The following is a 15,322-nucleotide window of genomic DNA, read 5'->3' on the forward strand; positions in this document are numbered from 1 at the left end:
AACACCCTGGGACGAAGCAGAACTCGCAGATCTCAACTGGCGCAGCTGGTCCCCGCTGGCTGAGATCGCCCCCCCGCCCAGCGCGCAACGGCACCTTCTTCGGCGGCGAGAGCGCGCGCTTCGACGACATCTTCATGGCCCGCGCGATCTGAGGGGGAGCGGCCGATGACCGGTTATCAGAGTTTCGGGCAACAGGAACAAGCAGTAATCGACCGTCTAATGCGGCAGAGCGGCGACGTGGGCGCCGTCACCGCCTATGGCGCGCACCCGGACCAGGTGATCGAAGTATTCGGCGAATCGGGGCCAACCGTGGTGTTCGTCCACGGCGGCTACTTTCGACCCACCATCGATCGCACCCACGCCAGGCCGGTCGCCCGCGCCTTGGCCGGTGCGGGTCTGCGCGTCGTGCTGTTGGAATATCGGCGTGTGCCAGGGGCTCCCAGGGCGGCGATCGAGGATCTGGACCTGTTCGAGGCGCGCTTGGACGCACCGGCGTTGTGGGTCGGCCACTCCGCGGGCGGCATGCTGGCACTGACCCGGGCCTATCAACGACCGGCCGCGGTCCTCGCCCTGGCACCGGTAGCGGATCTAGCCCGCGCATCCCGACTCCACCTGGCCGACGACGCGGTCACCAGATGGATGGGCGGGACCCCCGAACAACAGTCGCGCCGGTACACCGACCTGGACCCCCAGGTACGCCTGTCGCCGCGCCCACCCAACGTGCTGCTGGTACACGGCAGCAACGATCAAACCGTTCCCGTCGCGTTGAGCCGGGACAGTCCCGCCGAATCGATCGTCCTACCGGACACGCACCATTTCGATCTCATCGACCCCGAGTCCGAAAAGTGGCCCCAGATACTGGAATTGGTGCGCTCGGCGGTGCAGGAGCTGGCGCCTAGGCAATGAGCTGTCTCGCCGCCGCGATGAAACTTTGCGCCCGGTACGGCGAACATCTCGCGTGCGAGCCGCAGCAGGGTAGACCCGGTGAAATACGGTGTTCTTGCGACAACCTTCCGAACGCGACGCAGGGAGACCCATGCCGAATCGGCCACCAGCCAGTTCGTTGACCAGCGCCGAGGCACTGGATCAGCTGGAAACGCGCTATCAGCGGTCCGTCGACGCGTTGCGCGAGGCGATCCGGGCCTTCGTCGAGAACGGCACGGTGCCCGACGAGGCCACCCGCGACGCGGGCCTGTTCGTCTATCCCGAACTACGCATCAGTTGGGACGGCGCGGCACCGCCGAAGAACCGCTCCCGCGCGTGGGGGCGGTTCACCAGGCCGGGCAGCTATGCCACCACGATCACCCGCCCGGACCTGCTGCGCCACTACCTGACCGAACAACTGGAGATGATCGAGCGCGACTACGAGGTGCGCATCGAGGTATCGCCGTCCCGGCAGGAGATCCCGTTTCCCTACGTGATCGATCGCGCCGATCTCACGCTGGACAGCTCGATGGCCGCGGTGATGGCCCGGTATTTCCCGACCACCGATCTGGCCAGCATCGGCGACGAGACCGCCGACGGCATCTTCAATGCCATCGACACCTTCCCGCTCAGTCATTTCGACGCGCTGCGCACCGATTTCTCGCTGGCCCGATTGCAGCATTACACCGGAACGCCGGTGGACCATTTCCAGCCGTTCGTGCTGTTCACCAACTACACGCGCTATGTCGACGAATTCGTGCGCTGGGCCGGCGAGCAGATCGCCGACCCCGACAGTCCCTATGATGGCCTCTCGTGTCCGGGCGGCACCGTGATTACCGCCGAAACCCTCGGCGCGGCAACAGCTTCGGATCTCGCCTGGAAGAAACACCAGATGCCGGCCTGGCATCTGAGCTCCGCGGATCGACGCGGCATCACCCTGGTGAACATCGGCGTCGGGCCGTCGAACGCGAAAACCATCTGTGATCACCTCGCGGTGCTGCGCCCGCACGCGTGGCTGATGATCGGCCACTGCGGTGGCCTGCGGGAGAGCCAGGCGATCGGCGACTATGTGCTCGCTCACGCGTACCTGCGCGACGACCACGTGCTGGATTCGGTACTGCCGCCCGACATTCCGATCCCCAGCATCGCCGAGGTGCAGCGGGCGCTGTACGACGCCACCAAGATCGTCAGCGGCATGCCGGGCGAAGCGGTCAAGCAGCGTTTGCGCACCGGCACCGTGGTGACCACCGACGACCGGAACTGGGAACTGCGCTACTCCGCGTCGGCCTTGCGTTTCAACCTGAGTCGCGCGGTCGCCATCGATATGGAAAGTGCCACGATCGCCGCGCAGGGATATCGCTTCCGGGTGCCCTACGGCACTTTGCTGTGCGTCTCGGATAAGCCGCTGCACGGCGAAATCAAACTGCCCGGCCAGGCCAACCGCTTCTACGAAGGGGCCATCTCGGAGCACCTGCAAATCGGCATCCGTGCCGTGGAACTGTTGCGCGCCGAGGGCGATCGGCTGCATTCGCGCAAGCTGCGCACCTTCAACGAGCCGCCCTTCCGGTAATCGTCGCGGCCACCGCAGCCCGGTAGATCAGCGTCCCTGATCGCCGGGCTGCGCTGTGTGATCGTCGTGTCGAAGGACGCGCGGCAGTATGCACACCAGGCCCGAGCGCGGCTTGGTCCGCCGCCCAGACAGGCGGTCGGCACGATGTCATCGAGGTCGTTCGTGATCCGATGTAATCGGGGCGTGATCGGACCGTGATCGCCTGTGTCGCTGTTAATCAGCCCTCAACTCGATTTTAGAATTCGGCCTAGAACTCGTGGGTTGCTGCGCCGAGTTCTAACCTCAAACGCGGGATCAACAATTTGGTGGCACCAGCGAGCAAGGCCACCCGACCAACGGTGATCGGTAGGTCCCGACATGCAGCTCGACTCGGCAGCACCGAGCCTGTGCCTTTGGGGGACAGGCGATCCGACACGCGATCGACCAACTCCGAAAGAAGCGTCTCATGGGTAAGCACAGCGCACCTAGCAAAAACCAGATCCCGGCCCGATTGGCAATTCTGTCGACGGCGACCCTGATCGGCCTCGGCGTCTCGGCGCACGCCGGAGCGGGACAGGCCGTCGCGGAAACGGCGACGACCACCACCGCCAACCCGAGCGACCACGTGGCCGCACCGACACCGGCGAAGGCGAAGCGAGTCCTGGCCGCGAACGGGCAGGGTCAGCACCACAGCCGAAATGCGGTGGCGCCGAAGAAGAAGAAGCCCGGCGCCAAGCCGAAGGGCAAGCCCGCCGCCGACAAGGCCGCCGGCGACCCGCTGGAGCTGCTGAACAGCGGCAGTGCCACGCTCACCGGTTTGGCGAAGAGCCTGAACACCGGCAGTGCCGCCGTCGCACCGCTGGCCAAGGCGCTCGGCACCGGCAGCACGGCGGCCGCGGGCAGCGCAGCGACCGGCAGCAAGGCGGCGGGTGGCCTCGCGCCGCTGCTCGGCCTGCTCTCCGGCAGCGCTCTCTGATTTCGAGCGACGCGCGGCCGCCAACCAGCAACAAGAAGGCATTTCATGGGTAAGCACAGTGCACCGCGGAAACTTTCGCCGGCAACAATGCTGACATTGTCCACCGCTTTCGGAGTATCAGCTTTCGCTGCGACTTTTGCTGGAGCTCCTTCGGCCTCGGCGGGCCCCGATTCGCCCGCCGATGAGGTGATCAGCCTGACCAACGCTGCACGCACCAAAGCCGGCTGCTCTGCTTTGAAATCCGAAGAGCATCTCACCGAAGCCGCGCAGGCCCACACCAAGGACATGGCGGCCAGCGGCAATCTGGACCACAACTCGTCGAAAGGTGATCCGGGCGACCGGATCAGCGCGGCGGGCTACAAGGCGCAGACCTGGGCCGAGAACATCGCCGAGGGGCAGACCAGCGCGTCCGAGGTGGTCGACGCGTGGATGAACAGCGAAGGTCACCGCGCGAACATCCTGAACTGCGGGCTGAAGGACATCGGTGTCGGCTACGCCAAGAGCGGCGACGGCACCGCCTACTGGACACAGGATTTCGGCGCGAGCAACGGCTCCGACAAGGACAAAGACAAAGATAAGGACAAGGACAAGGACAAAGACAAGGACAAGGACAAGAAGAAAGACAAGGACAAGCCGTCCGGGGGAGACAAGGACAAGCCCTCTGGTGGTGACAAGGACAAGCCCGGCGGCGGAGACAAAGACAAGCCCTCCGACGGAGATAAGGACAAGCCCGGCGGCGGAGACAAAGACAAACCCTCCGGCGACGACAAGGACAAGCCCGGCGGCGACGAATCCACCGAGGACCCTTCGGATGACGGCTCGCAGGTCCCCTCGGACGGCGAGAGCGATTCGTCCGAGGATCCTTCCGGCGACGGCTCCGACGAGTCTTCGGACGGTGCAGGTGATTCGTCCGAGGACCCCTCGGGTGACGGTTCGGACGAGTCTTCGGACGGTGCGGGTGATTCGTCCGAAGACCCGTCGGGTGAGGGTTCGGACGAGTCCACAGATGACGGAGGTGATTCAGCCGAGGATGAGGGTTCCGACGATTCCTCGGCGGACGGAGGCGATTGGTCCGAGGACTCGTCGAGTGACGGGTCGGACGAATCTGCCGACGACACAGCCGGTTCGCCCGAGGATTCCTGGAGCGACATCTTCTCCGACGACGCAGGCGATTCCTCCGCTTACGGTGACGCGGGCGATGCGTCCGCCGACGGCTTCGATTGGTTCGGGGACGGCGGCGGCGACTCGGCCGACGGTCTCGGAGCGCTCACCGGCGGCGGTGACGACTTCGGCGACCTCCTCGGCGGACTCGGCGGCGCCGGAGACGCGTTCGGCGGACTCGGCGATGCCGGCGACGGCTTAGGCGGACTCGGCGGTCTCGGCGACGCGTTGGGTGGACTCGGCGGTCTCGGCGACGGCCTCGGCGCACTCACCGGTGGATTCTAGCTAGTCGGCTCTTCCTACCCGATCGCCGAACAAGGTTGACCGCCAACCTTGTTCGGCGATCGCCCGTTATATGCCGATAGCGCCATAATCGACGGTTCGGACCGGCAGGCGGCCATCTGGAAGGACACTGGGGCGGGTGCGCGGAAACCGCACCCGAACGAGAACCTTCCGACGTCGAGGCGGTCGATTCATGCCAACTCCATCAGCCCTGCTCGAGCCGACGACGTGGGCAGGCAAGATTTTCCGCGACGGCTGGCGCGATGCCGCCATTACCGCGCCGGTCATCGAACCGGCCACCGGCGCCGAGATCGGCCGCCTCGGCATTGCCGGCCTGGACGACCTGACCGTGGCGACCCGATCCGCCGTTGCGAGCCAACGGGATTGGGCTACCCGGCCGTTCCATGAACGCGCGGCCGTCTTGCGTCGAGCCGGAGATCTGTTCCAGCAGTATGCATCCGACATACAGCACTGGCTGATCCGCGAAACAGGATCGGTCCACGCCAAGGCGACCGTGGAAACCGATGCGGCGGCACAGGAATGCTTCGAAGCGGCCGCTCTGGCCTCGACGCCGATGGGCGTCCTGTTGCCCACCGAATACGACCGCCTCTCCATGACCCGCCGGGTGCCGGTCGGCGTCGTCGGGGTGATCGCGCCATTCAACTACCCGCTCATCCTGTCCATCCGTTCGGTCGCGCCCGCCCTCGCCCTCGGCAATGCCGTTGTCCTGAAACCCGATTCGCGCACCGCCGTGTCCGGGGGAGTGGCGCTGGCCCGGGTGTTCGAAGCGGCCGGGCTGCCCGAGGGCGTGCTGCAGGTGCTGCCGGGTGGTGCCGATCTCGGCGAGGCGTTGGTCACCGATCCGCTTGTCCCCGTCATCTCGTTCACCGGTTCGACGGCGGTCGGTCGCCGGGTCGGTGAACTGGCCGCGCGCCACCTGAAGCGGGCGCATCTGGAACTCGGCGGCAATTCGGCGTTGATCGTGCTGGACGACGCCGACCTCGCCGCCGCAGCCGGTTTGGGCGCGTTCGGTTCCTTCCTGCACGCCGGCCAGATCTGCATGGCGACCGGCCGCCATCTGGTGCACGAAAGCCTCGTGGACGACTACCTCGCCCTACTCGCCGCCAAGGCCGACGCGCTCCCGGTCGGCGACCCGGCCACCGAACAGGTCGCGCTCGGCCCGGTCATCGACGCGGGCCAGCGCGACAAGATCCACCACCTCGTCACCTCGACGGTCGACGCGGGCGCGCACCTGGTGGCGGGCGGCAGCTACCGCGATCTGTTCTACCGCCCCACCGTGCTCGCCGGGGTCTCGGCGACGATGCCCGCCTACGCGCGGGAGGTGTTCGGCCCGGTCGCACCCGTCCTGTCGTTCCGCACCGCGGACGAGGCGGTGCGCCTCGCGGCCGACGACGAATACGCGCTCAGCCTCGGCATCGTCACCGCCGACGCGGCGCGGGGTCTGGCTCTCGCCGACCGAATTCCCACGGGGATAGTGCATATCAACGACCAGACCGTCGGCGATGAAGCCGTCGCCCCGTTCGGTGGGTTCGGCGCCTCGGGCACCGGCAGCCGTTTCGGCGGTACCGCGGCGAACCTCGAGGCGTTCACCGAAACCCGGTGGATCACCATGCGGCACCACCCCGCGACCTACCCCTTCTGAGCGTCAGCCGAGTTCGGCGAGCTGCGGCACCGCCGGCGCCATGCTGTCGATCCACGCGGCGGGTGATCCGGTGGTCGGGCTGATGATGACGGCGTGCACGCCGAGCTTCGCGTAATCGGCCATCGTCCGGACGAATTCGTCGCGGGTATCCGGGGTCGGCCGCGGATTGTTGGCCATGATGGTGATCCGGAGGTCGTCGTAATTCCGGCCGACGTCGTCGCAGTGCCGACGCAGCACGTCCAGCTTGTGCTCGACATCCGAGGGTGCGCTGCCGAAGAGGTTGCACGCGTCGCCGTACTGCGCGACCAGCCGCAGCGTCTTGCGCTCGCCGCTGCCGCCGATGAGTACCTTGGGCCGGTTGATCGGCTGGGGTGCGCAGAGCGTCTCGGCGAGCTGATAATGCTTGCCCTCGAACGGTCCGTTGTTCGCCGGATCCCACATTTGCAGACAGATCCGCAGTGCCTCTTCCAGCCGCTCGAATCGTTCGGCGATCGGCGGGTACGGCACGCCGAGCCCGAGGTGCTCGCGCTCGAACCACGCCGCACCGATGCCGAGGGTGGCCCGGCCGCCGGAGAGCACATCGAGGGTGGTGACGATCTTGGCGAGCAGGCCGGGGTGCCGATAGGTCACACCCGTGACGAGCAGGCCGAGTTCGATATTCGAGGTATGCGCGGCGAGGAAGCCGAGCGTGGTGTATCCCTCGAGCATGTTCGACTCGGCGGGCAGCCCGGTCGGCTCGATCTGGAAGTAGTGGTCCATGAAGGACAGCCAGGTCGCGCCGGACGCCTCCGCGGCGGCACCCACCCTGGCCAGCTCACCGGCGATCGCCGTCGTGCCTCCGTCGATATCGAATATCGGAATATGAAAACCGAGTTCCATGAAAACGATCCCCTCGTGTGTCGGCAACCCAGAGGCCCTACGCTACGACCTGGAGTGCACTCCAAGTCAAGGGTGGCTTAGGGCATTCGCCTCCTCGCAAGCGCTCCGAGCGGCCGACGCCGCACATGTCCCACGGTTGACCGAGCGACAAATGTACGTTCGTAGCAGTTCCTAAACGCTGGGAGCCGGTCGACGAGGAAGTAGGTGCGATGCACTGGGACCAGATGACCGCCACACCGGACGAACTACGCGAGCACGCGAACCGGGTGCGCCGCGCGGTCGGGCAACTCGGCATCCTCGAGTCGATCATCAACGCGGCGGACGGTCCGTGGCTCGGCGCGATGGATGCCGACGGACGTGGCGCGGCCGAGCTGAAGATGCATCTCGCCGGGCGCTACCGCTTGACCGCGGTCGTGACGACCGCCGGAAAGCTCAGCCACGTGCAGATGAACGCGCCGGCCGACGGGCTCGCCGGTGAGCGGGTGCTCTCCGCGAAGACCGCCGTACGGCGCGGCTGGGACGCCACCGAGGAGATGCCCAAGCAGCCGGACTGGCTCGACTATGTCGTGGCCTGGGTCAGCAAGGCCAGCGAGGACGTCGACCGCCGCGGCGTCATCGAATGGCGCCTGTCCGGCGCCGACCTGAAGCTGGCCGCCATGAACGACACCATCGACAGCATGCGCGCCAGCCTGCTGGAACGCGAACAGCTGCGCGACGAACTCGCCGCCGAGGTCGTCGAACTGCGTACCGAACTCGAATCTCTCGACAAGCAAGCGTGATTCGCCCGCTCGTGGCCGAAAATTGCTGAGACAGGGGCTCGAATATCCTTCCTGCTTGAATTGGGGAACTACTTTCCGCGTGTTTGCTTGACTGTTCGGTGAATTTATCTCACAGTGATCTCGATTCCGCGACCGGCGAGTCGCATTCCCTTGTTTACATTCTTTGGAAACGAGAGGTGAGAGTTGCGTACCGAACGACTCGGTAGGGGTTGGTCGACAAAAACCGGCCGCTCACTAGGTGCTGTTTTTCTCGCGGCAACCGTCCTGGCCGGTCTCGCGATCGGTGCCGCGCCTGCCGCGGTGGCCGAAGACGGATTCGCGCCGGGCGATGTCCCACTCAGCCGGTATGCCGAACCCGGCCCCTACGAGACGGCGCAAACCACCGCGACGCACAACTGCGATTCCTCGCCGTACGGATCGACCATCAACAACACCTGGCGATTCTGGGGTAATCAGTCGGAACTGCAATGCACGAATATATTTCCGTCGGGAACGGATTCACCGGTCGGTGTCACCTTTTACTACCCGAAGGACATCGCGAACATGGACCGGCTGCCGGTGCTCGTCTACTCGCCGGGCACCGGTCAGGAACCCGGGTATTACGACTCGAGCGCGCGCTTCTGGGCCAGCTACGGATACGTGATCGCGATACCGTACGACCTGCTCAATTCGACCCCGGAAATGGGGCTCGGTGGCGTACAGGCACTCTCGAACGCCAACAAGAATCCGGACAGCCCGATGTTCGGCAAGGTCGATCTGAGTCGCGTCATCTTCGCCGGACACTCCGGCGGCGGCGGGGCGACCCAGCTGAACGCGAGCCTGCCGCCCGACACCTGGCATCTGATCGATCCGGACGTGCGGATCATCGGTGCGGTACCCACCGAGCCGAGCGCGGTCGCACTGGGCATCCTGCTCACCGTGCCGACCCTCTATCTCACCGGCTGCAACGACGCACTCGTCTGGCACTGGTACTACCCGATGTGGACCCAATACCACACTGCCATAACGGTTCCGGCCTATCTGGCGTGCATCAGAGGCGGCACGCACATCATGCCCATGGACGACCCGGCGCACAATCCGTTCGCGCCACTCACCCTGGCATGGATGCAGTATCTCGCCAAGGGCGACAAGGACGCGGCCGGGTATTTCGTCGGCCCGCACTGGACGCTGCCCGGTGACCCCGGCGTGGAATACGTGATGCGCAACGCCCTGGCCGACCAGCTCCCCGAATAGCGCCCTACCTACGTCGGGCGGCCCGCAGCCAGCGGGCCGTCGGCGTGGACAGGGTGAGAATCAGCGTCAGCATCAACAACGCCAATCCCACGGCCATCGTCCACCCGGTGGTGCCATTCGGGCTGTCGTATTTGAAACGCACGGGAATCAGGCTGGCCAGATAGCCCAGACTGCCCAGCACCACCAGCACCCGACCGAATCGCCTGCGGGCCAACAGCATTACCGCGCCGCCGAACAGCAGCACCGCCGCGCCCGCGGCCGCGACACCCGCCGCGGCATAGGGCGCGATGTGCGGGTCACGAAACTCGACGAGCGCGCGGATGACATGCACCCGCGGGTTCAGCACGACCAGCGCGGCCACGCAACCGAGCAGAAACGCGAGCACGCAGGCACCCATCGCGCTGCGGCGGCCACTCGCCGGTACCGAACGGGGTGCCGGCTGTGCCGAAGCGGACTGGACAGCAGGTGCCGGAGTGGCCTTGGCGGCCGGTGCCGTAGTGGGCTTGGCGACCGCTGTCGGAGTCGGCGCGCTCTGCCGAGTCTGACCGTTCTGATTCACCGCCGTCGGCGCTATCCGGCCGGGCGGTGGCGTTATTCGCGCCGGAGCCGCTCGGCCGTGCCGCGAATCCCACGCCACCGAGGTGAACTCGCGGCAGCTGCCGAATCGCTCGTCGGGTCGCTTGGCCATCGCCTTGGCGATCACCTCGTCCAGCGCGGGCGGCGCATCGGGCCGAACGGAGCTGAGTCGCGGCACCGGCTTGCTGATATGCCCGGCGACGACCTGCCCCGGATTGGTCGCCGCGAACGGCGCGTGCCCCGCCAGCAGCGTGAACAGGGTGCAGGCGAGCGAGTACTGATCCGAACGGTGATCGACCGCCTCGCCGGAGAGCTGTTCGGGCGAGGCGTAGGCGAGGGTCGCGTTGAACGTCCCGCTCACGGTCAGCTGGGTGTTCGAGTCGAGCAGGCGGGCGATGCCGAAATCGGTCAGCACCGCGCGTTCCGCCCGACCCGTGTCCGGCGACGACAACAGGATGTTGGCCGGTTTGATGTCGCGGTGCAGCACCCCACGGCTGTGCGCGTAATCGAGCGCGGCGCCGGTTTCGGAGACGATGCGCAAGGCGCGGTCGATCGGCACGTCCCTCGGATTCAACCGGGCAGCATCGGACCCGTGGATGTATTGCATGGCGATCCACAGGTGCCCGTCGTGGGTGCCCCGGTCGTGAATCCCGACGATGCCCGGATGATCCAGCCGCGCAACAACATTGGCTTCCTGCTCGAACCGCCGCCGCAATTCCGGATCCGCCGAGACCTCCCGGTTGAGCAGCTTGAGGGCGACCCGGCGCGGTAGCCGCGGATGCCGCGCCAAATACACGGTGCCCATCCCGCCCCGGCCGAGTACACCCTCGATGAGGTAGTCCGCGAACGACTCGTTCACTCCGAGCTGTACCACGCCTACCCCTACTCCCTTCGAGCACGACAGTCCGAGGAGGAGTTAACCACCCTCACTCCCAACCCGCACCCTCCGATAATCAGCGCAGCGTCACCGCCACACTGTTCGCCGCGGCGATCGGATCGGTTTTGACGTGCACGACGCCGCCGCGATCCGTCGGATCGAACCACCAGCCGTTAGGCGCGCGATCGAGGTCGGCCCGGCTGGACCGCTGCGTCAGCCTACCCGCCGCGGTCTGCACGGTCTTCGGGGCCGAAGCGGTGTGCACCGTGAGTTGGTAGCGACGATCGGCGGGCTTGCCAGGATACGAGCCCGTGCCGGCGCCGATGGTCACCTCGACCGAACCGGACTGCGGTGAGCGCACGGCGAAGTTCTGCGAGGCCTGTTCGCCGCGCTGATAGCCGCGGGTCACCCCGTCGTCCTCGACCAGCGTGAAGTTGCCCGCGGCCTGTGGGTAGACGTCCAGATCCAGCACGCTCTTGTCGCGGGTCTGCCACGACTGGGTGCCCTCCGCCCACATCGGCACCACCGCGCCCGCGCGCACGAACAGCGGCAGCGTGTCCAGCGGAGCGCGATAATCGTTCACCGTGGTGGGCCCGGTCCAGGAGCGGCCGCTCCAGTAGTCGATCCAGGTGCCCTCGGGCAGGTAGATGCCGTCGCGCTTTTCCGCGTCGTTGTACACGGGTGCGACGAGAAAGTCCTTGCCGGAAAGGAATTCGTAGCGTGCCTGGTCGCCCCAGGTCGCGGGATCGTTCGGGTACTCCAGCGCGAGCGGGCGAACCTGGCCGACGCCGGTGCGATTCGCCTCGACCGAGTACGAATAGGTGTAGGGCAGCAGTCTTTCCTTGAGCTGCAAGTACTTTCGGTTGATCGAGGTGTAGGGCTCGCCGTAGCGCCATGGCTGCTTGTCGTTGGGAGCCCAGCCGTCCATCGACATGATGGTGGGCAAGAACGCCTTCCACTGCAGGTCACGCGTGTACGTCCGGGGGCTGCCGCCGAAGATTCCGTCCACGTCGCCGCTGTTGTAGGCGATGCCGGACATCGTCGAACCCGCGTAGGTGGGGATCTGCCAGTGGATGTAATCGTAGGAGCCGGACTGGTCGCCACTCCACAGCACCGCACAGCGTTGCGCGCCCGCCCAACTCACCGGGGTCCAGACGAAACCGCGAGCGTCGCTGTTGTCTTCGATGCCGCGGTGCGCGCTGTCGCAGCCGTCCAGCGCGAACTGATAGCCGGGACCGACCCAGGCCACGTCCAGCTTGCGCACTCGCACACCGGCTTTGACCTCCTCGGCCTGATGCGGCAGACCGTTCTCGGTCCACAACCCGAGCTGCATGTTGTCCTTGCGCAGGCCCTCGCCGGCCTGCGGCAGCTTCTCGTACCCGCAGCCGTAGCCGTCGTTGACCAGCATCCAGCCGTTCGGCATCTGATTGCGCACATACCCGTCGGCAATGCCGACCGCGTCGAGGGTGTGCCGCTCACCGCGGTTGGCGTTGTGCAGATAGCAATCGGAGTCGCCCATCTCCAGCCCGTAGATCGGCGGCAGGAACGGCCTGCCGACCAGCCCGGTATAGGCGGAGATCACCGCCTTGGGGCCGTCGCCTACGACGTAGACCGCATCGAAGCGGCGCTCCTCATGGGTGGTGCGGGCCGGATCGGTGAAGGCGTAATTGCCCGGCGCGAAGGTGTTGCGCAGCACGCCATAGCCGTTGCTGGACAGGTAGAACGGTTGCGAGTTCGGTGCGCCACCGTCGTTCCAGTTGTCGTCGGCGAAGATCTTGATGGTCTGGTCGCGGTGGCTGAACCGCCCGTTCTGCTCCCCGCCGCCGAAGAATTGCTCGTTCTTGCCCCGGCCGAGGCTCTGCGTTGTCGCGGTCTTGGTCCAGGACAGCGGGGTGGTCTCGGCCCAGATCTGCCGCGTGTTGGCACTGTCGTAGAGAGCGAAGCGCAGGGGCGATTTGTAGGCGCGCAGGGTGACACCGGAGGTGGCGATCGCCCAGTAGTCGCCCTTGTCGGTCCGTCGCGCGGCGGCGGGTGGGACCTTGGTCGGCGGCATGATCTTGTCGCGGGCCGGGTCGGTGAACTTGCCGTCGGGAGCCAGTTGCACGCGCACCGCGCCGGAGTTGGGGAAGCTCACCCGGACCGCGGCCGCGCCGGAACGCAGGGTGGTCGTCAGGCCGTCGTCGGCGATGCTGTTGAGGTTGCCGAGCCGACCGGCGTCCGCGTCGGCCAAGGCGGTAGGCGTAGCGACCAGGCTGCCTGCCACGATCAGCAAACCCAGCGTGATATGCGTGATCCTGCGCAGGTCGATCACTCCGCCGGACCCGGGCCGGGCGCCGTGACGGTGTCGAGATGGCGGGCTATGGACAGCGATCGCTGCTGCGGCGGCGGCGCGTGCCGCACTGCGATGGGTGCGATTCATGACCAAGTAGAACCACACCCGGCCGCCCATCTCGACTGGGCACACAACTGGGGACCGATCGGCCCGGAGCGTCAGGCGATTCGAAATGCGTTGCGCAAGACTGAGACTGGGCTGGATACCGCGTTACTCGAACAGCACGCAGGTAACCGTGGGTACGTTCAGCGGCGCCGACGGCGCGGCAGGCAGGCCGGTGGTGGGATCGAGGTCGAGCACGGTCACCGCGTTCGACTTCTGATCGGCGGCGTAGAGGCGCCGACCATCCGGACCCAATGTCAGATCACGGGGGAACTTTCCGCCACACGGCGTGCTGCCCACCGGCATCAGCAACCCGCCGACAATCGCGAAGGTCGCGACGTTGTCGTGGCCACGGTTGGCGAGGTACAGGAAACGGCCGTCCTTGGCGACCGCCGGCGCGGACGGATAGTTCCGATTGCCGCCGCCGTTCAGATCCGCGGGCAGCGACTGCCCGGCCCGCAGTTCGCCGCGATCGGCCTGCCAATCCAGCACGGTCACCGTGGAATTCAACTCGTTGGCCAGAAACGCGGTGCGGCCGTCGGGATGGAAGGTCAGGTGTCGTGGCCCGCTGCCCGGCGTCATCGCGACCCGCGCGTGCTGGTTCAGCGTGCCCCCGGCCAGCTGGTAGACGTAGATCGAGTCGACGCCCAAATCCACCACCAGCACCCACTGTCCGGACGGATCGATCGACACCTGATGCGCGTGCGGTGCGGACTGCCGCTCGGGATCCGGTCCGCTGCCGGTGTGCTGGACGACATCGACCACCGCGCCGAGTCGTCCGTCGCCGGCCACGTCGAGCACGCTGACGCTGCCCGACTCGTAGTTCGCGGTCAGTACGTACCGGCCATCCGGGGTGACGCACAGGTGCGTGGGCGCATTGCCCTGCACCGCAACCGTATTCAACACCGTCGGCCGCGGTGCCCGCAGATCGATCGCGGTGGCCGTGCCCGCGCCTGAGCCTTCGTTCACCGCGTACAGGTAGCGCCGGTCCGGGGACAACGCCAAGAAGGACGGATCGGCCACGTCGACAGTGCTTTCCACGATCAGCCGACCGGTGCCGGGATCGACGGTGGCGACGCTGATGCCGGAACCGCCTGCGCCACTGGAGGTATAGGAACCGAGGAAGGCGCGGGTCCCGCTCGCCGCGCCCGCTATCGCGGGCCGCACCGCTCCGGTCGTGACCGCGATACCGGCGCCACCCAGTATTCCGAGGAATCCCCGCCGTCCGAGCTCACCATTGCGCACCGATTTCTCCTTCCGTCGGCAGCGGATCGCTCCGCGTTCGGGTCAGAATGTCGCACGGCATCCGAGTCCGCAACTGGCGCAACAAATATTGCGTAGTTCGCAATCTGGGTTGCCGGGCGTTGCAAGGGATGGGTGGTCTTCGGTCGCCGTCGCGAAAATCCTTGCCGCAGCTCCCCAGTGGAGAGTGGGGAGATCAGAAAACCCGCCGGTCTGCCAGTTGCGTTCGCCTCGAATGGCCTAGTACGGACCAACTTCCCCAGTTGAGTGTCTGGACGCGGCGGGGATCCCAGGGGAATCTTGTGCCTGCCAACATCCCATAGTCACGGCACCTGAGCTCAGGTGCTGCTCGGTGTAATACCGTTACAAGACAGGCGGTTTGAGACATGTCGACTCTCCTCAGCGTTATGGACACCGTTCATTACATTGCCGCGAGCACCGGGTCCAGCGATTCCGGGTCCAGCGACGCCGGCGATTCGCTCAGCGGTGGCGGGTCATCGACCGGATCCCTCAGTACCGGGCTGGACGTGGCCAAATTGGCCCTCAAACTGCTCAGCCTGCTGGTCGGCAATGTGTCCTGACCGGTAATTCGCGTTATTCGGCGCGGCGCCAACGGTCGCCGCGCTGAATAAGCGCGCGCATTGCTCAGGAAACTCCGCGCGATACCGCATCGTCGGCTTTCCTCGTTGTTCTCCGGTCGAATCGGCCGACTCTGCCGTTCGGCGAAGAGCGGCCGACCGAGCTCGG

General features: G+C 66.4%; 12 protein-coding genes. 8 read left to right on the forward strand and 4 right to left on the reverse strand.

Going from position 1 to position 15,322, the window contains the following annotated elements:
- Positions 1–165 precede the first annotated feature (165 nt).
- The 5 genes from ACIBCN_RS20485 (at position 166) to ACIBCN_RS20505 (ending at position 6,555) form a co-directional block, all read left to right on the forward strand.
- Positions 166–906, forward strand: a complete 741-nt coding sequence (locus ACIBCN_RS20485; protein ID WP_396993161.1) for an alpha/beta fold hydrolase — start codon at positions 166–168, stop codon at positions 904–906.
- A 130-nt stretch (positions 907–1,036) separates the two neighbouring features.
- On the forward strand, positions 1,037–2,494 hold the full coding sequence (locus ACIBCN_RS20490) for an AMP nucleosidase (protein WP_396993162.1): 1,458 nt from the start codon (positions 1,037–1,039) through the stop codon (positions 2,492–2,494).
- Between the two features lie 445 nt (positions 2,495–2,939).
- On the forward strand, positions 2,940–3,449 hold the full coding sequence (locus tag ACIBCN_RS20495; RefSeq protein WP_396993163.1) for a hypothetical protein: 510 nt from the start codon (positions 2,940–2,942) through the stop codon (positions 3,447–3,449).
- An 87-nt stretch (positions 3,450–3,536) separates the two neighbouring features.
- Positions 3,537–4,895, forward strand: coding sequence for a CAP domain-containing protein (locus tag ACIBCN_RS20500; RefSeq protein WP_396993319.1), 1,359 nt, complete (start codon positions 3,537–3,539; stop codon positions 4,893–4,895).
- A gap of 190 nt (positions 4,896–5,085) precedes the next feature.
- A complete protein-coding gene (locus tag ACIBCN_RS20505; RefSeq protein WP_396993164.1) occupies positions 5,086–6,555 on the forward strand; it encodes an aldehyde dehydrogenase family protein in 1,470 nt (489 codons plus the stop codon).
- Between the two features lie 3 nt (positions 6,556–6,558).
- On the opposite strand, the gene ACIBCN_RS20510 is transcribed toward ACIBCN_RS20505, so the two are convergent.
- A complete protein-coding gene (locus tag ACIBCN_RS20510) occupies positions 6,559–7,434 on the reverse strand; it encodes an LLM class F420-dependent oxidoreductase (protein ID WP_396993165.1) in 876 nt (291 codons plus the stop codon).
- Between the two features lie 224 nt (positions 7,435–7,658).
- Here ACIBCN_RS20510 and ACIBCN_RS20515 point away from each other — a divergent pair, with 224 nt between their 5' ends.
- Complete coding sequence (locus ACIBCN_RS20515; protein WP_396993166.1) at positions 7,659–8,213, forward strand: hypothetical protein; 555 nt, start codon at positions 7,659–7,661, stop codon at positions 8,211–8,213.
- A gap of 183 nt (positions 8,214–8,396) precedes the next feature.
- Positions 8,397–9,446, forward strand: a complete 1,050-nt coding sequence (locus ACIBCN_RS20520; RefSeq protein WP_396993167.1) for an alpha/beta hydrolase — start codon at positions 8,397–8,399, stop codon at positions 9,444–9,446.
- A 4-nt stretch (positions 9,447–9,450) separates the two neighbouring features.
- On the opposite strand, the gene ACIBCN_RS20525 is transcribed toward ACIBCN_RS20520, so the two are convergent.
- The 3 genes from ACIBCN_RS20525 to ACIBCN_RS20535 all read right to left on the reverse strand — a co-directional run bounded on the left by ACIBCN_RS20525 (position 9,451) and on the right by ACIBCN_RS20535 (position 14,578).
- Positions 9,451–10,896, reverse strand: a complete 1,446-nt coding sequence (locus ACIBCN_RS20525; RefSeq protein WP_396993168.1) for a protein kinase — start codon at positions 10,894–10,896, stop codon at positions 9,451–9,453.
- 79 nt (positions 10,897–10,975) lie between these two features.
- Positions 10,976–13,210, reverse strand: a complete 2,235-nt coding sequence (locus tag ACIBCN_RS20530) for a TIM-barrel domain-containing protein (protein WP_396993169.1) — start codon at positions 13,208–13,210, stop codon at positions 10,976–10,978.
- A 231-nt stretch (positions 13,211–13,441) separates the two neighbouring features.
- Entirely contained in the window at positions 13,442–14,578 is a 1,137-nt protein-coding gene (locus tag ACIBCN_RS20535) for a lactonase family protein (protein WP_396993170.1), read from the reverse strand.
- A gap of 404 nt (positions 14,579–14,982) precedes the next feature.
- Between ACIBCN_RS20535 and ACIBCN_RS20540 the strand changes: the two genes are divergently transcribed.
- Positions 14,983–15,156 carry a hypothetical protein gene (locus ACIBCN_RS20540; RefSeq protein WP_396993171.1) on the forward strand — a complete coding sequence of 58 codons (174 nt, stop codon included), beginning with the start codon at positions 14,983–14,985 and terminating at the stop codon, positions 15,154–15,156.
- The last annotated feature ends 166 nt before the right edge of the window (positions 15,157–15,322 follow it).

The organism is Nocardia sp. NPDC051052 (assembly GCF_044456045.1).
Lineage (GTDB): Bacteria > Actinomycetota > Actinomycetes > Mycobacteriales > Mycobacteriaceae > Nocardia.

What these genes read in the sequence shown, in the direction of transcription:
- ACIBCN_RS20485 (WP_396993161.1), top strand. Translation starts at nt 166, where the DNA reads ATGACCGGTTATCAGAGTTTCGGGCAACAGGAACAAGCAGTAATCGAC.
- ACIBCN_RS20505 (WP_396993164.1), top strand. Translation starts at nt 5,086, where the DNA reads ATGCCAACTCCATCAGCCCTGCTCGAGCCGACGACGTGGGCAGGCAAG.
- ACIBCN_RS20515 (WP_396993166.1), top strand. Translation starts at nt 7,659, where the DNA reads ATGACCGCCACACCGGACGAACTACGCGAGCACGCGAACCGGGTGCGC.
- ACIBCN_RS20500 (WP_396993319.1), top strand. Translation starts at nt 3,537, where the DNA reads ATGCTGACATTGTCCACCGCTTTCGGAGTATCAGCTTTCGCTGCGACT.
- ACIBCN_RS20490 (WP_396993162.1), top strand. Translation starts at nt 1,037, where the DNA reads ATGCCGAATCGGCCACCAGCCAGTTCGTTGACCAGCGCCGAGGCACTG.
- ACIBCN_RS20540 (WP_396993171.1), top strand. Translation starts at nt 14,983, where the DNA reads ATGGACACCGTTCATTACATTGCCGCGAGCACCGGGTCCAGCGATTCC.
- ACIBCN_RS20510 (WP_396993165.1), bottom strand. Translation starts at nt 7,434, where the DNA reads ATGGAACTCGGTTTTCATATTCCGATATTCGATATCGACGGAGGCACG.
- ACIBCN_RS20495 (WP_396993163.1), top strand. Translation starts at nt 2,940, where the DNA reads ATGGGTAAGCACAGCGCACCTAGCAAAAACCAGATCCCGGCCCGATTG.